This is a genomic window from Sphingomonas metalli, from assembly GCF_014641735.1.
GTDB classification, from domain to species: Bacteria; Pseudomonadota; Alphaproteobacteria; order Sphingomonadales; family Sphingomonadaceae; genus Sphingomonas; species Sphingomonas metalli.
In genome coordinates this window covers 645,001-662,875 of the sequence record NZ_BMIH01000001.1, presented here as the reverse complement: position 1 = coordinate 662,875, position 17,875 = coordinate 645,001, and the positions used below count along the sequence as shown (strand labels likewise).

Here is a 17,875-nt window from a genome sequence, read left to right as displayed (position 1 = left end):
TTCTCCCGTTTCAAGATGGCAAGCAAATCAGGGACGTAGCGGACCCCAGGCGGGATCGGAACCGCTGAGCGGCGTGGGCACGCGGCGCTCGTTGACGCCGGTTAGATCGACCACCCACAGGGTCGCGGTGCCGCCGGCGCCGCGGCCCGAGCGGTAGAAGGTGATGGCGCGGCCGTTGGGCGACCAGCTCGGTCCCTCGTCCGACCAGTCGTTGGTCAAGAGCTTCTCGCCACCGCCCGAGGGGGACATGATGCCGATGCGGAAATTGCCGGCCAGCTTCGTGAAGGCGATCAAATCGCCGCGCGGGCTCCAGACCGGGGTGGCGTAGCGGCCGCTGCCGAAGCTGATCCGCTGCTGGTTCGATCCGTCGGCGTTCATCACATAGAGCTGCTGCCCGCCCGAGCGGTCGCTCTCGAAGACGATCCGATTGCCGTCGGGCGAATAGCTGCCGCCGGTGTCGATGCCGGGCGAGGTCGTCAGCCGCTGGGGCGTGCCGCCCGAGGCGGAGACGCGGTAAAGATCGGTATTGCCGCTGGTCGCCATCGAGAAGAGGATCCAGCGGCCATCGGGCGAGAAGCGCGGCGCGAAGGTGAGCGAGGCGCCCTGCACCACCCGGCGCGGGCGGCCCGAGCCGAGATCGTAGACGTAGATGGAGGGCCGGTCGTTCTCGTAGCTCATATAGACGATCGACTGCTGGTTGGGCGCGAAGCGCGGCGTCAGCACGATCGACTGGCCGTTGGTGAGGAAGCGGTGATTGGCGCCGTCCTGATCCATGATGGCGAGGCGCTTGATCCGCTTCGTCTTCGGGCCGGTCTCCGACACATAGACGATGCGGCTGTCGAAATAGGGGCCTTCGCCGGTCAGGCGCGAATAGATGGTGTCGGCGCATTTGTGCGCGGCCCGCCGCCAGTCGGCCGGTGACACGACGAAGCCCTGCTTGGCGAGCTCGCGCTGCGAGGAGACGTCGTAAAGGTAGCAGCCGACGGTCAGCGTGCCGTCGCCATTGGCCCGGATGAAGCCCTGCACCAGCGCCTGCGCCGAGGTGGAGCGCCAATAGTCGAAGGAGGGGGCCTGCACCTCGGCCATCGCCACGGCGCGCAGCTGGGACGGGGGCAGGGGGGTGAAGAGGCCTGAGCCCTTCAGGTCGTTGGCGATGATGTCCGACAGCTGGCGGCCGAGCGCGTCGGTGGAGCCGGCGGGCGTGTTGACCACGGCGGCGGCGGGCATGACCGGGATGGCGATGGGAGTGGGCGCGCTGATCCCGCCCTCGACATCGACGACGAGGCCGCCCTGATCGCCTGCCGTGGCGGGAGCGCCTTGCGGTGCGCCGGCGGGCGCCGAGGGGACTGGCGGCGCCGGCTGCTGCGCGGCAGCGGTGGTGGCGAGGAGCAGCGCGATGGCGGCGGAGATACGGAACATGGGCATCCTCATCCTGGCAGCTTGTACCGGAGCGTGAAATTGCTCCAGCCGTTCTGGACGTCGTAAAGCTCGTCGGGAAGCCCGCGCAGGGGCGAGCAGCCGACGAAGGTGGCGATGGCGAGGTCGTCGACCCGGTCGACATAGCGCCGGTTCTCGTCGTCGACGCCGGTATGGCCGACCACCCGCGGGCGGGATGCGAGGCTGCCGTCGCGGTTGAGGCGCAGGTTGATCGCGACGCGGATCCGCTCCGCGCCGGGGCCGGGCGTGACCTGCCGGTTGGCGCAGGGCTGGACCTGCCGCAGGATCGCCGAGCCGATATCGGCGGCGGCCTGCGCCCCCATCTTCGCGGCCGGCGCGGCTTCGGCGCGGCTGGGGGTCTGCCGGTCGCTCAGCCCTTTGAGGAAGTCGTCGCCGAGCCGCGAGCCGCGCGGGCGGGCCGCGGTCGCCTGTGCGTCGCGGCCGGTGCCGCGGCTGGTCTGGGCGGGCTTGGCGGGCGCGGCGGCGGCGGGCTTCGCGGGGGCCGGTTTGGCGGGCGCGGGCTTGGCCGGGGCCGGCTTGGCGGCGGGCGGTTGCGGCTTGGGCAGGGGCCTGGGCTGCGGCACCGGACTGGACGCGGGCGCCGGCTTTTGCGGGCGCGGCGCGGGCTGGGGCGGTGCGGGAGGCGCGGGCTTCGGCTCGGGTGCGGGTTCCGGCTCCGCCTCGACCGGGGTCGGTTCGGGCGACGCGGCGTCTTCGGGCGGACCCTGTTCGGGCGCGACCGAGGGGGCGGCCTCGGCGGCCGGATTGGGCGAGGTCTGCTCGATCGCGATATCGTCGGCGAGCGAGACCTGGATCGGCTGGGGCGCGAGCTTCAGCGGATTGGGCGTGGCGAGGAAGCCGACCGAGAGCAGGCCGAAGAGCACGACATGCCCCGCGACCGCGACCCCCAGCGCCAGCTTCTCGCCCCGCTGCATCAGCGGTCGCCCTCCACCGTGACGAGCGACACGCGGTTGAGGCCGGCCCGGTTCAGCTCGCCCATCACCCGCATCACCCGGCCATAGTCGAGCGAACGGTCGGCGCGCAGGAAGACCTGGCGCGGGTCCTGATCGCCCGTCTCCGCGCGGATCGCCTCCAGCTTGGCGGGCAGCGCGGCGTCGGCGATCTCGTCCTCGCCGAGAAACAGGCGGCCCTGCCGGTCGATCGAGAGCTGGACCGGCTCGTGATCCTGATCGAGCGCCTTGGCGCGCGCATCGGGCAGGTTGACCGGCACGCCCGCCGTCAGGAGCGGCGCGGTGACCATGAAGATGATGAGGAGCACCAGCATCACGTCGACGAGCGGCGTGACGTTGATCTCCGCCATCGGCGCGCGCCGGCCGCGGCGGCCGGAGGGCAGGTTCATCGCCATGGGATCAGCGCGCCCCGTCCAGCTGGCGCGACAGGGTGGTGTGGAAACCATCGGCGAAGCGGTTCAGTCCCGCCTCCACCTTGTTCACGCCATGGCTGAAGCGGTTATAGGCGATGACCGCGGGGATGGCGGCGAACAGCCCGATCGCGGTGGCGAACAACGCCTCCGCAATGCCCGGCGCGACGACCGCGAGCGAGGAGTTCTGCGCCGCGGCGATGCCGGTGAAGCTGCGCATGATCCCCCATACGGTGCCGAACAGCCCGACGAACGGCGCGACCGAGCCGACGGTGGCGAGGATGTTGAGCCGGTCGGACAGCTGCTCCACCTCCAGCGCGACGGCAACGCCCATGGCGGTGCCCAGCCGCTCGCGCACGCCCTCGCGGTCGATCTGGTTGGCGGCGGTGGAGCGGCGCCACTCTTCGACTCCTGCGTTGAACACCTGGGCGGAGGGCAGGTCGCTGTCCGACTGGGCGCGGTGGAAAGCCTCGATATCGTCGGTCTTCCAGAAATCGCGCTCGAACCGCGCCATCTCGCGCCGGGTGCGGCGGATGCGGGCGGAGAAGGAGAGGATGATCGCCCAGGTCCAGATGCTCGCCAGGAGCAGGCCCGCCATCACCAGCTTCACCACCCAGTCCGCCTGGAGGAACAGCGCGACCGGCGACAGGGTCGCCGCTTCCAGGTTGAATACGGGGTTCATGCGTCGGCTCCCTGCCATTGCAGTTGAGAGTAGATGTCGGTCCAGGCGCGCGGCTGCCGCCGCGGCCGGCCGTCGGGGGCGACCAGCGCGGCGGTGACCTGCGCCTCGGTCAGCACAAGCGCGCCGCGCCTGACTGTCTGATGAATGACGACGCTGGCGGCCTTCACCGTCATCACCCGCGAGACGACGAGCAGCGCATCGTCGAGCCGCGCGGGCGCGCGGTAGCGGATCGACAGATCGGCGATGGCATAGGCGCCGCCGCCATCCTCGTGCACGGCGCGCTGGTCGATCCCGGCGAGGCGCAGCATGTCCGACCGGGCGCGCTCCATGTAGCGCAGGTAATTGGCGTGGTAGACGACACCCGACAGGTCGGTGTCCTCGAAATAGACGCGCAGCGGGAAGCGATGCTCGCTCCCTGCGAAACGGCCCTGGGGCGGCTGGTCCTCGCCATTCATGACGGGCCCGTTAACCCGTTCGGGCGCGCGAAGGAACCCGCTTGGCCCGCGCGGACGTCGCGCTTAGCCTGATCCACGTCAACGATGGAGAGGATAGGGCGATGGCTGACCGGCCGACCACGGGGGTGACTCCGTTTCTGACAGTCCGTGACCGGCGCGGGCGCGAGGCGCTGGCGTTCTACGAGAAGGCGTTCGGCGCGGCGGTGGTGGAGCGCAATGTCGCGGAGGATGGCGAGCGGCTGATGCAGGCGAGCCTGCGCATCAACGGCGGATGGGTGATGCTGTCCGACGAGTTTCCCGAATGGACCGGCCGCGCCGCGCCGCCGCCGGAGGGCGTGACGCTGCACCTGCAGGTCGACGATGCCGACCGCTGGGCGGCGCGCGCGGTGGCGGCGGGGGCGGTGCTGACCATGCCGGTGGCGGCGCAGTTCTGGGGCGACCGCTACGGGCAGGTGGTCGACCCGTTCGGGCATCGCTGGTCGATCGGCTCGCCGGTGCGGTGAGGGGGGGCTTCGACTCAACGGTACGTCATCCCAGCGCAGGCTGGAATCTGTGTGAGGCGCGAAACCCGCTCGACGATGGGGAGATCCCGGCCTGCGCCGGGATGACGACGGGTGGATGACAGGACCCTTGCTTTCCCCGGATGTGATATTAAAGTGATATCACATTAACGGAGGAACAGGGGATGACCACCGAGTCGGTACTGACCGCGTCGCGCGAATATCGGGCGGCGACGGCGAGCGGGCTGGCGATGCTGGGACTGGCGGCGGCGCTGGTGCTGGTCGCGCTGTTTTCGATCGTGCAGCTCGCCAGCGACAACTGGCCGCCGATCATCGCGGTCGTTCCGCTGGTCGCGGCGGCGGGGACGGTGTTCGTCGCCGGCGGCTTCTACATGCTCCAGCCCAACCAGGCGGCGGCGATCACGCTGTTCGGGGCGTATCGCGGGACCGATCGCAATGCGGGCCTCCGCTGGGTGCTGCCCTGGCTGATCCGGCGGCGCATCTCGGTACGGGCGAACAATGTCATCTCCGAGCGGATCAAGGTCAACGACCTGCGCGGCAATCCGATCGAGATGGCGGCGCAGGTGGTCTGGCGCGTGACCGACACGGCGCAGGCGCTGTTCGACGTCGACGACTATCGCGCCTTCGTCAACGTGCAGGTCGAGGCGGCGGTGCGGACGATCGGTTCGCGCTACCCCTATGACGATTACGAGCATCAGGAGGTGACGCTGCGCGGCAACCACGATCAGGTGGGGGCGGAGCTGCGCGGCGAGCTGATCGCGCGGCTGTCGGTCGCGGGAATCACGGTGGACGAATGCGGCTTCACCCATCTTGCCTATGCCTCCGAGATCGCGGGCGCGATGCTGCGCCGGCAACAGGCGCAGGCGGTGGTCGCGGCGCGCCAGACGCTGGTCGAGGGTGCGGTGGGCATGGTCGAGATGGCGCTCGATCAGCTCTCGGCGAAGAACGTCGTCGAGCTGGACGACGAGCGGCGCGCAGCGATGGTCTCGAACCTGATGGTCGTGCTGTGCGGCGAACGCGACACGCAGCCGGTCGTCAATACAGGCTCGCTGTACCAGTAATGGCGAACCCGCCGCGCAAGGCCTTTCCGCTGCGCCTCGACCCCGCACTTCATGCGGCGATCGAGCGATCTGCGGCGGGTGACCTGCGCAGCGTCAATGCGCAGGTCGAGTGCCTATTGCGCGAGGCGCTGGCGCGGCGCGGGGTGAAGCTGGATGCGCCGCCCGCGGTGAAGCGCGGGCGGCCGGCGAAAGAGGATGGCGAATGACCGGGGACGAGGAAGCGTGGTTCGCGCCCAAGCGGTTCGGCTGGGGCTATACGCCGGTACGCTGGCAGGGATGGCTGGCGACGGGGGCGTTTGCGGCGATCGTCGTCGGGCTGGGGCAGTTGCATATGCACCCCGTCTGGTTGCGCTTCGCGCTGATCGCAGTGTTGGCGGTAGGATTCATCGGGTTCGCGGCGCAGAATAGCCGGGGGCGGTAGGCGGGCTGGTGCCAGTAGAGTTGCGAAAAGCCCTCTTGGTCACCCCGGCGAAGGCCGGGGCCCAGTTGGGAAGGTCGTAGTAACGGGGCGCGGCACGCATCACACCAGTCCCCCAACTGGGCCCCGGCCTTCGCCGGGGTGACAATAAGGGGAGCGATCAGCCGCGCGCCAGTGCCGCATCGAGCAGGCGGGCGAGGCGGAGGCCGCCCTTGACCACCTCGTCGCGCATGAGCGGCTGGAGCTGCTGCACGTCCGCGTCGGTCAGGTGGAGGCGGGCGGGCGTCGGCTGGCAGGGTTCGCCATGCATCGCGACCGCATAGGCGGTGTGCGCGGCCTGCCAGCTCTCCCGGCTCCAGTCGGTCACGCTGCCGGCTTCCAGCCGCCGGCGGGTGGCGACCGGATAGCGCTTCACCAGCGGCGGCGGCGCGGAGATGGCGCGTTCGGCGAGCAGGCCGTCCCAGACCGAATGGAGGTTGAGCCGGTCGGGCGCGTAGATGCCGTAGTCCGCCTTGGCGTCGTTGCCGCCGCGATCGCCTTTGTCGCCGGCATGGAGCGGCTGGTGCAGGTCACCGACGAAATGGACGAGGAAGGCGAGCGCCATCGCCCGGTCCTTCGGCGTCGCACCGCGATCGGCGAGAATGCGGCGCTGGCGATCGATCTGGACCGATACGCAGTCCCCGTCCTTGCAGGCGGGCTGAAGATCGAACGGCTCGCAGATGCTGACGTTCTGGTAGTGCCAGCTATAGGCATAGCCGAAGCGGCTCTTGCCCGCGGCGTCCTTGAGCGGCTTGACGCAGTCGGGCCAGACGCTGGCCTCCTCGATCGTGCGGGCGGGGCAGGTGGGGGTGTCGAGCGCCGCCTGCCGGGCGAGGATGCGGCGGACCGCGGTGCGGGTGGCGGGCTTCACATTGGCCCAGGCGATTGAGGCGACCGTCTCGTGGCCATATTCCCAGAAAGCGCCGGCGGGACCGGTTGCCAGTGTCAGCGCGAGCAGCGCGGCAATGCGCGTCAGCCAGGTCATGCCTCGTCTCCATAGATCGCGACCCGGCGCGCGCCCGAGTCATCCGTACAGGCCCGGAACATGCCGGGGGTGGCAAAGCGCCATGTCGATCCGCCATCGGCCGCGACCACGATGATCCCGCCGGTGCCGCCCAACGCGCGGATCTCCGCCAGCACGGCGTCGGTCGCGGTGGCGGCGTCCTCGCCCAGATGGCGGATGCGGGCGTCGATCGCATGGCCGGCGGCGGCGCGGACGAAGAACTCGCCCGAGCCGGTGCAGGACACCGCGCAGCCGCGGTCGTCGGCCCAGGTGCCCGCGCCAATCAGCGGCGAATCGCCGATCCGGCCCCAGCGCTTGCCGGTGACCCCGCCCGTCGAGGTGGCGGCGGCAAGGTGCCCGGAAATATCGCGTGCGACCGCGCCGACCGTGCCGTATTTCATGTCGACGTCGAAGGCGTCGCCACCGTCGGCGAGCATCGCCTCGAGCTGCGCGCGGCGTTCCGGGATCTCGAACCAGGCGGGATCGACCTGTTCCAGGCCCTGCGCCGCGGCGAAGCCGTCCGCACCCGCGCCCGCCATCATGACATGCGGGCTGCGTTCCATCACCGCGCGGGCGAGGGCGACGGGGCTGCGGGTGCGGGTGACGCCCGCAACCGCACCGGCCTTGCGGCCGGCGCCGTCCATGATCGCGGCATCGAGTTCGATCCGCCCGTCATGGGCGAGCGCCGCGCCGCGGCCTGCGTTGAAGTGCGGGTCGTCCTCCAGCACCTGGACCGCCGCCTCCACGGCGTCGACCGCGGCGCCGCCGGCGGACAGGATCGCCGCGCCGGCGTCGAGGGCGCGGGACAGGGCGGCACGGGCGCCGGCATCCGCCTCTGCCGACAGCGTCTCGCACGTGATCCGTCCCGAGCCGCCGTGCAGCATCAGCGTCCAGCGGGTTCCACTCTGGCGTTCGGGCATGGCGACGTCCGGTAAGTCGATGATCGGGCAGGGCTCCTACCCAAATGGAGCAGGCTGCGCCATGGTCTTCCGGTTGTCACCGCACGGGCGTATATGGACGCCATGTCGATCCGTCCGTGGCGCGATATCGCGCGCCGTCCGTGCCGCCAGATCATGGTGGGCAATGTCCCCGTCGGCGGCGATGCGCCCGTCACCGTGCAGACGATGACCAATACGCCGACCAGCGATCCCGTGGCGACGATCGACCAGATCCGCCGCTGCGAGGATGCGGGCGCGGATATCATCCGCGTCTCCTGCCCCGATGTGGAAAGCACCGCGGCGCTGGGCCAGATCGTGCGCGCGAGTCGGATTCCGATCGTCGCCGACATCCACTTCCACTACAAGCGCGCGCTGGAGGCGGCGGATGCGGGGGCGGCATGCCTGCGCATCAACCCGGGCAATATCGGCTCGTCCGAGCGGGTGGCGGAGGTGGTGCGCGCCGCCAAGGCCAATGGCTGCGCGATCCGGATCGGCGTGAACGGCGGATCGCTGGAGAAGCACCTGCTCGAGAAATATGGCGAGCCGTGCCCCGATGCGCTGGTCGAAAGCGCGCTCGACCATATCAAGCTGCTCCAGGATCACGACTTCCACGAGTATAAGGTGGCGGTGAAGGCGTCCGACCTTTTCCTGGCGGTGGCGGCGTACCAGCAGCTGGCGGAGCAGGTCGACTGCCCGCTTCATCTGGGTATCACCGAGGCGGGCGGCTTCGTCGGCGGCACGGTGAAGAGCGCGATCGGGATCGGATCGCTGCTCTGGTTCGGGATCGGCGACACGATCCGCGTCTCGCTCTCGGCCGAGCCGGAGGAAGAGGTACGCGTCGGCTTCGAGATCCTGAAGGCGCTCGGCATCCGCAATCGCGGCGTCCGGGTGGTGTCGTGCCCCAGCTGCGCGCGGCAGGGCTTCGACGTCATCCGCACCGTCTCGGCGCTGGAAGAGCGGCTCCAGCATATCCGCACACCCATGTCTCTGTCGGTCCTCGGCTGCGTGGTGAACGGCCCGGGCGAGGCGCGCGAGACGGATATCGGCATCACCGGCGGCGGCAACGGCCGGCACATGGTCTATCTGTCGGGCGTGACCGACCATCATGTGCAGGACGAGGGGATGATCGACCATATCGTCCGGCTGGTCGAAGCCAAGGCCGCCGAGATCGAGGCGGCGGCGGAGGCGCGGGTACTGGCGGCGGAGTAAGACCTGTGCTAAGTCATAGGTCCTGATGAGGGCGTCATGACCTATCAAGCGAAGGTAATCTCTGGCGGCAAGGTCGTGATCCCTGCGGATCTGCGGCGGGAACTGGGAATCGCCGACGGCGATTCGGTCACGTTTGAGCTTGAAGCCGATCGGCTCACCCTGAAGCGGAACGATCCCGCAGCGGCGCTGGCGCGGCTGCGCGAGGGCCTGAAGGACTATAGCGTTACCCAATTCCTGCGCGAGCGGCGGCAGGATTGGGGCGAGTGAAGGCAATCATCGACGCCTCGGTATTGCTGGCCTATCTGCTGGGCGAACCGGGGCAGGAGGTACTGGCGCATGAGCCCGGCCCCTTCCTGCTGTCCAGCGTCAATCTGGCGGAAGTGCTGACAAGGTTGATCGATCGCGGATTGGACCCTGAGGACATCACGCAGGTTCTGAAGGATCTGCCGGTCGAGCATGTCGTCCATGACCGTGCCGATGCGCGGCTGGCCGCCGAACTGCGGCCTGCGACGCGCAGCCATGGACTGTCGCTGGGTGACCGTGCCTGTCTGGCGCTGGGTCGTCGGCATAAGCTGCCAGTGCTGACGGCCGATACGCAATGGGCGAAGATCGATCTCGGCATCGACGTTCGCCTGATCCGTTGAGCGTCCGCGCCGTCTCGCCCGCGCTTGCCTTTGCCGTGGCGGTGGCGGGGATCGGGCTGTTTTCGATTATGGACGCCTTCATGAAGGCGCTGGTGCTGTCGATCGGCGTCTACAACGCGCTTCTGTGGCGAACGGGGGTGGCGACGCTGTTCGGCGCGGTAACTTGGAAGGTGAGCGGCGGCCGGCGGCCGGGCGCGCGGGCGTTGCGGCTGCACCTGCTGCGCGGCGTGGTGACGGCGGCGATGGCGACGCTGTTCTTCTGGGGGCTGGCGCGGGTGCCGATGGCGCAGGCGATCAGCCTGACCTATGTCGCGCCGATCCTGGCGCTGCTGCTGGCGGCGGCGACGCTGGGCGAGCGGGTGGGGCAGCGGACGGTGCTGGCCTCGGTCGCGGCCTTTGCGGGCGTGCTGGTGGTGGTAGTGGGCAACGCGCGGGTCGCCATGGCCGCCGAGGCGATGGCCGGGTCCGCGGCGATCCTCGCCTCCGCCTTCCTCTATGCCGGCAATCTCGTGATCGCGCGGGTGCAGGCGCAGGCGGCGGGGCCGGGCGAGATCGCCTTCTTCCAGTCGGCCGTGGTGGTAGCGGTGCTCGCGCTCGCGGCACCGTGGCTCGCCACCGTACCCGAGGCGGCACAGTGGCCGCGGCTGGTCATGGCGGCGCTGCTGGCGACCGCCTCGCTCTGGCTGCTCGGCTGGGCCTATGCCCATGCCGACACGGGCTTTCTGGCGACGAGCGAATATACGTCCTTCGTCCATGCCGCTGTGCTCGGCTGGTTCGTGTTCGGCGAGCCGCTGTCGGCATGGACGCTGGCCGGCGCCGCGGTCATCGTCGCGGCCTGTCTGTACACCGCGCGGCGACGGCCGCTCGACCGAGGCGCGCTGGAGGCTGCCGCATGATCCCTATCCGCTCCGCCGGGCCCGCCGACGTGCCGGTGATCCTGTCGCTGGTCCGCGAACTAGCCGCGTTCGAGCGCGAGCCGGACGCGGTGACGGCGACCGAGGCGATGCTGGCCGATGCCCTGTTCGCCACGCCGCCCGCCGCCGAGGCGCTGATCGCCGAGCGGGACGGAGAGGTGGCGGGGTTCGCGCTCTTCTTCCACAATTTCTCGACCTGGACCGGCCGGCGGGGCCTCTATCTGGAAGACCTGTACGTCACCCCGGCCGCGCGCGGGGCGGGGGTGGGGACGGCGCTGCTCCGCCATCTCGCCGGGATCGCGGTGGACCGGGGCTGTGCGCGCTTCGAATGGTCGGTGCTGGACTGGAACGCCGACGCCATCGCCTTCTATCGCGCGATGGGCGCGGTGGGGATGGAGGAGTGGACGGTGCAGCGGGTCGATGGCGCCGCGCTGACGCGGCTGGCGGGACGGTAGGCGGCGGCGAAAAGCCGGCGGAGGCGCTGCCGTAGTGTCTTGGGTTGGACGCTTGGCGGCAGGAAAGGCAGTGCTTCGACAAGCTCAGCACGAACGGGAGTGGATTGCGCCTGCGCTACCCCACCGTTCGTGCTGAGCTTGTCGAAGCTCTATTCTTCTCCCCGCGCGCCTGGCGATAAGAAGAGCAGCGTTCCGACAGGCTCAGCACGAACGGAAGAAATCAAATCAGCCCTCGCGGCCCGGAACGTCGTGGTCGTGGGGCTCTTCGCCCTTGGCCTTGGCGTCGGTGTAGCGATCGATCGCCTCGAGCGTGATCCGGCGTGCCTCGCTGGCATCGCCCCAGGTGCCGACGCGCACCCACTTCTTCTTCTCGAGGTCCTTATAGTGGGTGAAGAAGTGCTCGATCTGCTGGAAGACGATCTCCGGCACGTCGTCGCGGCCGCCGACGTTCGAGTAATAGGGGAAGACCTGATCGACGGGGACGCAGACCAGCTTCTCGTCGCCGCCGGCCTCGTCCTCGAGGTTGAGCACCGCGATGGGGCGGGCGCGGACCACGCAGCCGGGGACGAAGGGCGAGCGCGCGATGACCAACGCATCGAGCGGGTCGCCATCGGGCGAGAGGGTGTGCGGCACGAAGCCGTAATTGGCCGGGTAGCGCATCGGCGTGTGGAGGATGCGGTCGACGAACAGCGCGCCCGACGCCTTGTCGAATTCGTACTTCACCGGCTCGCCGCCGGTCGGCACCTCGATGATGACGTTGAGGTCGTCGGGCGGGCTCTTGCCCACCGGGATCAGATCGATACGCATGAAGGATACCCCTTTTGGAATGTGTCAGCGCGGTGCGAGCAGCCGGTCTAGGCCGCCTTCGCCCGTTCCCACCTTCTCGAGGCGCGGATAGCGGGGGCCGTCGTGATAGTCGATGGCAAGGTCACGCAGACGCGCCTCATTTCGGACCAGAAGCCGGATCGGCTCCTTCGTGCCTTTCGCCCCGGCGACCGCCGCCTTGAGCCGATCGCCGGAGAAGGCCTCTCCGTTCACGCCGACGATAGTGGTGCCCACGTCGATACCGGCCTTGAAGGCGGGCGAGTCCCAGATGACCGCGGTGACGACGCCATCCTTGTCGGCGACGAGGCCGGCCGAGTAGCTGAGATCGGTGCCGCGCGGCTTTTCGAGCTTGGTGAAATAGCCGGTCGGCTCGGCGGTGTAGACGAGCTTGTAGCCGTTCATCGCGAAGCCCTGCGTCGGCGCGGGCTGGCCCGTCTCGGTCAGGCGGCGCTGGAGGAAGCCCGACCAGTCATAGGGCTGGATCGCGTTCAGCGTGCGGGCGACGTCGTCGAACGTATAGGTCACCTCTCCCCAGTCGCCGTCGCGGATACCGAAAAAGGCCCTGGCGAAGTCGTCGATCGACCTGGCGCCGTTCGACTGGCGGCGGAGCATCGCGTCCACCTCCATCCAGACCATCAGCCCTTCATTGTAATAGTCTTCCGACCGCTGCCAGCTGGTCCAGCCCTTGGGCTTGCGGGCGGAGATGATCGGATCGTTGGTGGTGTCGACGAGATTGCGCCACTGGCGCGCCCTCGCCGTATCGTAGACGGCGAGGATCGCGGCATAAGCGTCGAGCGTGTCCTGCTTGGAGACGATGCCCGAACGCGCCTGGAGGACATAGCCCCAGAACTGGGTCTGGCCTTCATAGACCCAGAGGAGCGAGTTGCGCATCGGCGTGCGGAAATCGGGCGTCCAGAGATCGGCGCCGCGGCGGAACTTGCCGTCCCAGCTGTGGCTGAATTCGTGCGGCAGCAGGTTGCGGCGGGTGACGGAGTTCTCCCAATCCTTGAAATAGCCCGGGTTCACGCCGTTCTCGGAGCTGCGATGATGCTCCAGCCCGATGCCGCCGAGCTGATCGCTGATCGACAACAGGAACTCGTACTTGTCGTAATGCTGCGCTCCGAAGGTCTTCACGGCCTGGTCGACGAGACGGCGATGGGCGTCGATCTGCTCGGTCGTGGCGGCGGTCAGCTCCGCGGGATCGTCGGCGAAGACGTTGAGATCGACCCGCGGCGACAGCGCCCAGGTCTTGCCGTACTTGCCCGCGAGTATCGGCGAATCGACCAGGATCTCGTAATTGGTCTTCTGATAGGCATAGGCGGAGCCATTGGCCCGCGCCGGCAACGCGCCCGCCGCGGTCCAGCCCGCCGGATATTTGACGTTCATCTGGATCGGGATCTGGCGAGTGAAATAGCCCGCCGGATAGAGGCTGACGAGGTTGGGCTCGAGCGAGATCATCGTCGGCGTGACCATGATGCGGCCCTGATCGCTCTTGGTCGCCGAGAGGAACTGGAATTCGAGGTCGAGCTGGCGCGTGCCCTGCGGCACGTCGATGTGGAAGGCGAAGACGTCGACCGGGTCGCGGGTCCAGGGGACGATCCTGCCATTCGCGCGGATGACGAGGCCGGCAAGCTTCTCGATCTCGCCGCGCGGGCTATGCGCGCCGGGGAGCCATTTGGGATAGAGCAGCGCCATATGCCCCGCCTGTGCGACGGGGATCGTCTCCTTGACCCGGAAGATGCCGCGATCGGTGTCGGTCGCGTCCACGTCCAGCGTGATCGTGCCCGGATAGGGCGTATCCTGCGGCGCGGGGATGGTGTCGACGAAGGGAACGGGCCGCGGCGCGGAGTTTCCGGCGGGAACTTGCGCCTGGGCGATGGCGGCGGAGAGAGCGAGCAGCGAGACGGCGACGGTCTTCAGGGTCATCACGGTCCTTGAGAAAGGCAGAAGAAAGCGCGGGTTGTGCCGGGGAGCAGGTCAGTCGTCCAGTCCCATCCGCGGGTCGCGGCCATGGCTCCGGCCGATCACCCGCCGCTGCCGAGGATGTTCACGCTGAACGCCAGCACGCCGAGGTTGAAGACGAAGGCGGCCATGCATTGCCCGGTGACGACGCGGCGCATCCGGCCCGAGCGGATCGTCACGTCCGAGGTCTGGAAGGTCATGCCGAGCGTCAGGCTGAAATAGAGGAAGTCCCAATAGTCCGGCTCTATCGTGTCCGGAAAGTCGAGCCCCGCGGCATCGCCGCCCATGCCCGGCATGTAGAAGAGATGCGCGTAATGGAGTGCGTAGACGGTGTTGGAGAAGAGCCAGGCGAGGACCAGCGTCGCGACCGCCAGCGCGGTGGCGGCATGGTTGCCGCGGCCGCCGAGCTCGCCCGCGACGGCGGCGAGGATGACGAGCAGCGTCACGCCCGAAAAGGCCAGCAGAACGGCGCGGTTCGCATCGTTCTGACGCGCCGTGTGGCGCATCCGCTCCGGCTTCGCCGCGACGAGCGGGGCGACGGCGGCGAGAAAGACGAGCGCGGCGACGTCGAACGCGGCCATGATGCCGCGATCGCGGCCGAGCGCCGGCACCGCCCAGCCGAGCCCTGCCGCCAGGACCGCAAGGAACAGGAGGAAGCGCGGCGGCGCGACGCGCGTGCCGAGGGTGCGGCGAAAATCCGTCATGCGCGGAACGCTAGCGCGCGGACGCGCGGTCTACTAGATGACCGCGCTCCTATGGCCCGTATCCAGACCCCGCACCGCGTCCGCGGCACCCAGGACATTTTCGGCGAGGACCAGCGCCGCCACGCGCAGGTCCTGTCGACCTTCGAGCGCGTGCGCGCGCTCTATTGCTTCCAGCGGGTCGACATCCCGATGTTCGAGGCGACCGAGGTGTTTGCCCGCTCGATCGGCGAGACGACCGACGTGGTGTCGAAGGAAATGTACACCTTCCCCGATCGCGGCGGCGATTCGCTGACGCTGCGGCCGGAATTCACCGCCGGCATCGCGCGCGCCTATCTGACCGAGGGGTGGCAGCAATTTGCGCCGCTCAAGCTCGCGACGAGCGGGCCGGTGTTCCGCTACGAACGGCCGCAAAAGGGGCGGTATCGCCAGTTCCACCAGATCGATGCGGAGATCCTCGGCGCGGCGGAGCCGGCGGCAGATGTCGAGCTGCTGGTGATGGCCGACCAGCTGATCGCCGAGCTGGGGATCAAGGGCGTGACGCTTCAGCTCAACACGCTGGGCGATGCCGAGACGCGCGACGTGTGGCGCGCCGCCCTCGTCGCGCATTTCGAGACGCATCGCGATGCGCTGTCGGAGGACAGCCTCGTCCGGCTCGAGAAGAACCCGATGCGGATCCTCGATTCGAAGGATCCGCGCGACCGGCCGATCGCCGATGCCGCGCCTGACATCGACGCCTTCCTGACCGACGAAGCGCGGGCGTTCTTCGAGGCGGTCACCGGCGGGCTCGACGCGGCGGGTGTGCGCTGGACCCGCAATCCGCGGCTGGTGCGCGGGCTCGACTATTATCGCCACACCGCGTTCGAGTTCGTGACCGACCGGCTGGGCGCGCAGGGCACCGTGCTGGCCGGCGGGCGCTATGACGGGCTGATCGAGAGCCTGGGCGGCCCGCCGACGCCGGGCGTGGGCTGGGCCGCGGGGGTGGAGCGGCTGGCGATGCTGGTCGCGGAGCCGGCGGCGGCCGGGGTCGATGCGGTGATCGTGCCGATGGGTGCTGCGGCCGAGGCGCGGGCGACCGGGCTGCTCGCGGAACTGCGCCGCGCGGGCCTCGCCATCGATATGGCCTTCAAGGGCAATATGAAGCGGCGGCTGGCCAGGGCGGATGCGCTGGGTGCGCGCCACGCGCTTATCCTCGGCGATGACGAGCTGGCTGCGGGCGTGGTGCAGGTCAAGACGCTGGCGGATGGCGCGCAGCGGCAGGTGCCTATGGCGCAAGCGGCGGAGGCGCTCCGTTGACCTTTATCGTCATCCCCGCGCAGGCGGGGATCCATAGCCGCTGTCGTCTCGCAGGTGCCGCGCCGTCTGCGCGTCTGGATTCCCGCCTGCGCGGGAATGACGGGGTGGGACGGGCATGACCACCATCTCCCCTGACCGGATCGCGCAGATCGAGGCGCGGCGCGACGAGTTGCAGGCGATGATGGCGACCGGCGACCTGCCGGGCGACCGCTTCGTACAGGTGTCGAAGGAATATGCCGAGCTGGAGCCGGTCGCGCAGGCGGCGGGCGAGGTGCGGCGGTTGCGGCAGGAGGCGGAGAGCCTGGCCTATATGGCCGAGGATGCCGATGACGAGCTGCGCGCCATGGCGGCGGAGGAGCTGCACGACAATGCGCGGGCGCTCGAGGCGGCCAACCACAGGTTGGCGCTGGCGCTGCTGCCGCGCGATGCGGCCGATGCGCGCGCGGCGATGCTGGAGATCCGCGCCGGCACCGGCGGCGACGAGGCGGCGCTGTTCGCGGGCGACCTGTTCCGCATGTACCAGCGCTATGCCGAGCGGCAGGGCTGGCGGGTCGAGATGATCTCCGCCAGCAGCTCCGACGCGGGCGGATTCAAGGAGGTCGTCGCCAGCGTCACGGGGCAGGGCGTGTTCGCCAAGCTGAAGTTCGAGAGCGGCGTCCACCGCGTCCAGCGTGTGCCGGTGACCGAGAGCGGCGGGCGCATCCACACCTCCGCCGCCACCGTCGCGGTGCTGCCCGAGGCGGAGGAGGTCGACGTCCAGATCGACGAGGCGAAGGACCTGCGCATCGACGTCTATCGCTCGTCGGGGCCGGGCGGCCAGTCGGTCAACACCACGGACAGCGCGGTGCGCATCACCCATCTGCCGACCGGGCTGGTCGTGATCCAGCAGGACGAGAAGTCGCAGCACAAGAACAAGGCCAAGGCGCTCAAGGTGCTGCGGACCCGCCTCTACGAGGCGGAGCGCGAGAGGCTGGCCGCCGAACGGTCGGGGACCCGGCGCGCCATGGTCGGATCGGGCGACCGGTCCGAGCGAATCCGCACCTATAACTTCCCGCAGGGGCGGGTGACGGATCACCGCATCAACCTGACGCTCCACCGCCTGCCGGAAATTCTCGAAGGCGAGATGGACGAGCTGATCGGTGCGCTGATCGCCGAAGACGAGGCGGAGCGGCTGGCGAGCCTGGATGCGGCGTGACGGGGTGGGTTCGCCGGCGGAACCCACTAGCCCCGTTCGTGCCGAGCCTGTCGAAGCACCGTCTTTCTTCGTGCCACGAGCGATCCGATCCGAAGAGGAGCGGTCCCTTTCGACTACGCTCAGGACAGGCTTCGACAGGCTGAGGGCGAACGGTAGACGGAGAGCGGCGCTCCCGATGCAGCGCCCACAGGCGATGCAGTGTCTGACCTTCGCATGATCACCGCCCGCCAAGCCCTCGCGGACGCGGCCGCCCGCTTCGCCTTCTCCGACACGCCCCGGCTCGATGCGGAACTGTTGCTGGCCCATGCGCTCAAAATCGAGCGACCGGCCCTGCTGCTCGACCTCGACCGGCCCGTGCCCCCGAGCTTCGCCGCGCTGGTCGAACGCCGCGCCGCGCATGAGCCGATTGCCTATATCACCGGCTCGCGCGGCTTCTGGACGCTCGATCTGGCGGTAGGGCCGGGGGCGCTGGTGCCGCGTGCCGACAGCGAGACGCTGATCGAGGCGGCGATCGCGCACTTCGGCGAGGCCGGGCCGGCATCGATCCTCGATCTCGGTACCGGGCCCGGCACGCTGCTGCTCGCCCTGCTCGACCACTGGCCCTCGGCGCGGGGACTGGGGGTCGACCGGTCTGCCGAAGCGTTGCGCTACGCGCGCCGCAATGCCGGGTCGGCGCAGGGGCGGGCGGCCCTTGTCCAGGGCGACTGGGCGACGGCGATCGCCGGACAATTCGACCTGA

At 69.4% G+C, this 17,875-nt stretch carries 22 protein-coding genes (1 of these 22 cut by a window edge); 12 read left to right on the top strand and 10 right to left on the bottom strand.

The annotated features are described in order from the left end of the window. Positions 1–27: 27 nt before the first annotated feature. From tolB to ybgC, 5 genes are read right to left on the bottom strand one after another with little or no spacing between them, the layout of a single operon-like run. Positions 28–1,425 carry a Tol-Pal system beta propeller repeat protein TolB gene (gene tolB, locus IEX18_RS03425; RefSeq protein WP_188657225.1) on the bottom strand — a complete coding sequence of 466 codons (1,398 nt, stop codon included), beginning with the start codon at positions 1,423–1,425 and terminating at the stop codon, positions 28–30. 2 nt (positions 1,426–1,427) lie between these two features. Next, positions 1,428–2,372, bottom strand: coding sequence for a cell envelope integrity protein TolA (gene tolA / locus IEX18_RS03420; RefSeq protein WP_188657224.1), 945 nt, complete (start codon positions 2,370–2,372; stop codon positions 1,428–1,430). After that, positions 2,372–2,803 (bottom strand): protein TolR, encoded by a 432-nt coding sequence (gene tolR, locus IEX18_RS03415; RefSeq protein ID WP_188657223.1) that lies wholly within the window; start codon positions 2,801–2,803, stop codon positions 2,372–2,374. The genes tolA and tolR overlap by 1 nt, the downstream gene beginning before the upstream one ends. Positions 2,804–2,807: 4 nt before the next feature. Then, a complete protein-coding gene (gene tolQ / locus IEX18_RS03410; RefSeq protein WP_188657222.1) occupies positions 2,808–3,500 on the bottom strand; it encodes a protein TolQ in 693 nt (230 codons plus the stop codon). Then, on the bottom strand, positions 3,497–3,955 hold the full coding sequence (gene ybgC / locus IEX18_RS03405; protein WP_188657221.1) for a tol-pal system-associated acyl-CoA thioesterase: 459 nt from the start codon (positions 3,953–3,955) through the stop codon (positions 3,497–3,499). The genes tolQ and ybgC overlap by 4 nt, the downstream gene beginning before the upstream one ends. 101 nt (positions 3,956–4,056) lie before the next feature. Here ybgC and IEX18_RS03400 point away from each other — a divergent pair, with 101 nt between their 5' ends. From IEX18_RS03400 to IEX18_RS03385, 4 genes are all read left to right on the top strand, one after another. Continuing rightward, entirely contained in the window at positions 4,057–4,458 is a 402-nt protein-coding gene (locus tag IEX18_RS03400; RefSeq protein ID WP_188657220.1) for a VOC family protein, read from the top strand. Between the two features lie 182 nt (positions 4,459–4,640). Beyond that, the gene (locus tag IEX18_RS03395; protein WP_188657219.1) at positions 4,641–5,537 is read left to right on the top strand and encodes an SPFH domain-containing protein; all 897 of its coding nucleotides are present in this window, start codon (positions 4,641–4,643) and stop codon (positions 5,535–5,537) included. Next, positions 5,537–5,743, top strand: a complete 207-nt coding sequence (locus IEX18_RS03390; protein ID WP_188657218.1) for a type II toxin-antitoxin system antitoxin — start codon at positions 5,537–5,539, stop codon at positions 5,741–5,743. Before IEX18_RS03395 ends, IEX18_RS03390 begins: the two co-directional genes overlap by 1 nt. Next, on the top strand, positions 5,740–5,958 hold the full coding sequence (locus IEX18_RS03385; protein WP_188657217.1) for a hypothetical protein: 219 nt from the start codon (positions 5,740–5,742) through the stop codon (positions 5,956–5,958). The genes IEX18_RS03390 and IEX18_RS03385 overlap by 4 nt, the downstream gene beginning before the upstream one ends. A gap of 157 nt (positions 5,959–6,115) precedes the next feature. Here the strand turns inward: IEX18_RS03385 and IEX18_RS03380 are convergent, their stop codons facing one another. Continuing rightward, positions 6,116–6,979 (bottom strand): S1/P1 nuclease, encoded by an 864-nt coding sequence (locus IEX18_RS03380; RefSeq protein ID WP_188657216.1) that lies wholly within the window; start codon positions 6,977–6,979, stop codon positions 6,116–6,118. Then, the gene (locus IEX18_RS03375) at positions 6,976–7,917 is read right to left on the bottom strand and encodes an isoaspartyl peptidase/L-asparaginase family protein (RefSeq protein WP_188657215.1); all 942 of its coding nucleotides are present in this window, start codon (positions 7,915–7,917) and stop codon (positions 6,976–6,978) included. The genes IEX18_RS03380 and IEX18_RS03375 overlap by 4 nt, the downstream gene beginning before the upstream one ends. A gap of 102 nt (positions 7,918–8,019) precedes the next feature. Between IEX18_RS03375 and ispG the strand changes: the two genes are divergently transcribed. The 5 genes from ispG to IEX18_RS03350 are packed head-to-tail and all read left to right on the top strand — an operon-like array spanning position 8,020 to position 11,157. Then, positions 8,020–9,144 (top strand): flavodoxin-dependent (E)-4-hydroxy-3-methylbut-2-enyl-diphosphate synthase, encoded by a 1,125-nt coding sequence (ispG, locus tag IEX18_RS03370; RefSeq protein ID WP_188657214.1) that lies wholly within the window; start codon positions 8,020–8,022, stop codon positions 9,142–9,144. Between the two features lie 36 nt (positions 9,145–9,180). Next, on the top strand, positions 9,181–9,411 hold the full coding sequence (locus tag IEX18_RS03365) for an AbrB/MazE/SpoVT family DNA-binding domain-containing protein (RefSeq protein ID WP_188657213.1): 231 nt from the start codon (positions 9,181–9,183) through the stop codon (positions 9,409–9,411). Beyond that, positions 9,408–9,788 carry a type II toxin-antitoxin system VapC family toxin gene (locus IEX18_RS03360; protein ID WP_188657212.1) on the top strand — a complete coding sequence of 127 codons (381 nt, stop codon included), beginning with the start codon at positions 9,408–9,410 and terminating at the stop codon, positions 9,786–9,788. The genes IEX18_RS03365 and IEX18_RS03360 overlap by 4 nt, the downstream gene beginning before the upstream one ends. Continuing rightward, positions 9,785–10,684, top strand: coding sequence for a DMT family transporter (locus IEX18_RS18795; protein WP_308419318.1), 900 nt, complete (start codon positions 9,785–9,787; stop codon positions 10,682–10,684). Before IEX18_RS03360 ends, IEX18_RS18795 begins: the two co-directional genes overlap by 4 nt. Continuing rightward, on the top strand, positions 10,681–11,157 hold the full coding sequence (locus IEX18_RS03350) for a GNAT family N-acetyltransferase (RefSeq protein WP_188657210.1): 477 nt from the start codon (positions 10,681–10,683) through the stop codon (positions 11,155–11,157). Before IEX18_RS18795 ends, IEX18_RS03350 begins: the two co-directional genes overlap by 4 nt. Positions 11,158–11,382: 225 nt before the next feature. Here IEX18_RS03350 and ppa read toward each other — a convergent pair whose 3' ends face one another. The 3 genes from ppa to IEX18_RS03335 all read right to left on the bottom strand — a co-directional run bounded on the left by ppa (position 11,383) and on the right by IEX18_RS03335 (position 14,648). Continuing rightward, positions 11,383–11,964 (bottom strand): inorganic diphosphatase, encoded by a 582-nt coding sequence (gene ppa / locus IEX18_RS03345; protein ID WP_188657209.1) that lies wholly within the window; start codon positions 11,962–11,964, stop codon positions 11,383–11,385. A gap of 24 nt (positions 11,965–11,988) precedes the next feature. Next, positions 11,989–13,908 carry a M61 family metallopeptidase gene (locus IEX18_RS03340; protein ID WP_188657208.1) on the bottom strand — a complete coding sequence of 640 codons (1,920 nt, stop codon included), beginning with the start codon at positions 13,906–13,908 and terminating at the stop codon, positions 11,989–11,991. Positions 13,909–14,006: 98 nt separating this feature from the next. Continuing rightward, on the bottom strand, positions 14,007–14,648 hold the full coding sequence (locus tag IEX18_RS03335) for a DUF1345 domain-containing protein (RefSeq protein WP_188657207.1): 642 nt from the start codon (positions 14,646–14,648) through the stop codon (positions 14,007–14,009). Positions 14,649–14,699: 51 nt separating this feature from the next. Between IEX18_RS03335 and hisS the strand changes: the two genes are divergently transcribed. The 3 genes from hisS to prmC all read left to right on the top strand — a co-directional run. Continuing rightward, complete coding sequence (gene hisS, locus IEX18_RS03330; RefSeq protein WP_188657206.1) at positions 14,700–15,941, top strand: histidine--tRNA ligase; 1,242 nt, start codon at positions 14,700–14,702, stop codon at positions 15,939–15,941. Between the two features lie 115 nt (positions 15,942–16,056). Continuing rightward, positions 16,057–17,136: a peptide chain release factor 1 gene (gene prfA, locus IEX18_RS03325; protein WP_188657205.1), complete on the top strand. Its 1,080-nt coding sequence runs from the start codon at positions 16,057–16,059 to the stop codon at positions 17,134–17,136. A gap of 213 nt (positions 17,137–17,349) precedes the next feature. Beyond that, a protein-coding gene (gene prmC / locus IEX18_RS03320) for a peptide chain release factor N(5)-glutamine methyltransferase (protein WP_188657824.1) crosses the window boundary here: on the top strand, positions 17,350–17,875 show its 5' portion. The gene runs 296 nt beyond the window's last position; the window shows 526 of its 822 coding nt (coding positions 1–526); it begins with the start codon at positions 17,350–17,352; its stop codon lies off the right edge, out of view.

Bases quoted from the DNA above. Each gene is read 5' to 3' on its own strand.
- tolQ (WP_188657222.1), bottom strand. From the start codon at position 3,500: ATGAACCCCGTATTCAACCTGGAAGCGGCGACCCTGTCGCCGGTCGCG.
- IEX18_RS03390 (WP_188657218.1), top strand. From the start codon at position 5,537: ATGGCGAACCCGCCGCGCAAGGCCTTTCCGCTGCGCCTCGACCCCGCA.
- prfA (WP_188657205.1), top strand. From the start codon at position 16,057: ATGACCACCATCTCCCCTGACCGGATCGCGCAGATCGAGGCGCGGCGC.
- ispG (WP_188657214.1), top strand. From the start codon at position 8,020: ATGTCGATCCGTCCGTGGCGCGATATCGCGCGCCGTCCGTGCCGCCAG.
- hisS (WP_188657206.1), top strand. From the start codon at position 14,700: ATGGCCCGTATCCAGACCCCGCACCGCGTCCGCGGCACCCAGGACATT.
- ybgC (WP_188657221.1), bottom strand. From the start codon at position 3,955: ATGAATGGCGAGGACCAGCCGCCCCAGGGCCGTTTCGCAGGGAGCGAG.
- IEX18_RS03395 (WP_188657219.1), top strand. From the start codon at position 4,641: ATGACCACCGAGTCGGTACTGACCGCGTCGCGCGAATATCGGGCGGCG.
- tolR (WP_188657223.1), bottom strand. From the start codon at position 2,803: ATGGCGATGAACCTGCCCTCCGGCCGCCGCGGCCGGCGCGCGCCGATG.
- IEX18_RS03335 (WP_188657207.1), bottom strand. From the start codon at position 14,648: ATGACGGATTTTCGCCGCACCCTCGGCACGCGCGTCGCGCCGCCGCGC.
- IEX18_RS03400 (WP_188657220.1), top strand. From the start codon at position 4,057: ATGGCTGACCGGCCGACCACGGGGGTGACTCCGTTTCTGACAGTCCGT.
- tolB (WP_188657225.1), bottom strand. From the start codon at position 1,425: ATGCCCATGTTCCGTATCTCCGCCGCCATCGCGCTGCTCCTCGCCACC.
- tolA (WP_188657224.1), bottom strand. From the start codon at position 2,372: ATGCAGCGGGGCGAGAAGCTGGCGCTGGGGGTCGCGGTCGCGGGGCAT.
- IEX18_RS03365 (WP_188657213.1), top strand. From the start codon at position 9,181: ATGACCTATCAAGCGAAGGTAATCTCTGGCGGCAAGGTCGTGATCCCT.
- IEX18_RS03375 (WP_188657215.1), bottom strand. From the start codon at position 7,917: ATGCCCGAACGCCAGAGTGGAACCCGCTGGACGCTGATGCTGCACGGC.
- IEX18_RS03340 (WP_188657208.1), bottom strand. From the start codon at position 13,908: ATGACCCTGAAGACCGTCGCCGTCTCGCTGCTCGCTCTCTCCGCCGCC.
- IEX18_RS03350 (WP_188657210.1), top strand. From the start codon at position 10,681: ATGATCCCTATCCGCTCCGCCGGGCCCGCCGACGTGCCGGTGATCCTG.
- IEX18_RS03385 (WP_188657217.1), top strand. From the start codon at position 5,740: ATGACCGGGGACGAGGAAGCGTGGTTCGCGCCCAAGCGGTTCGGCTGG.
- IEX18_RS03380 (WP_188657216.1), bottom strand. From the start codon at position 6,979: ATGACCTGGCTGACGCGCATTGCCGCGCTGCTCGCGCTGACACTGGCA.
- ppa (WP_188657209.1), bottom strand. From the start codon at position 11,964: ATGCGTATCGATCTGATCCCGGTGGGCAAGAGCCCGCCCGACGACCTC.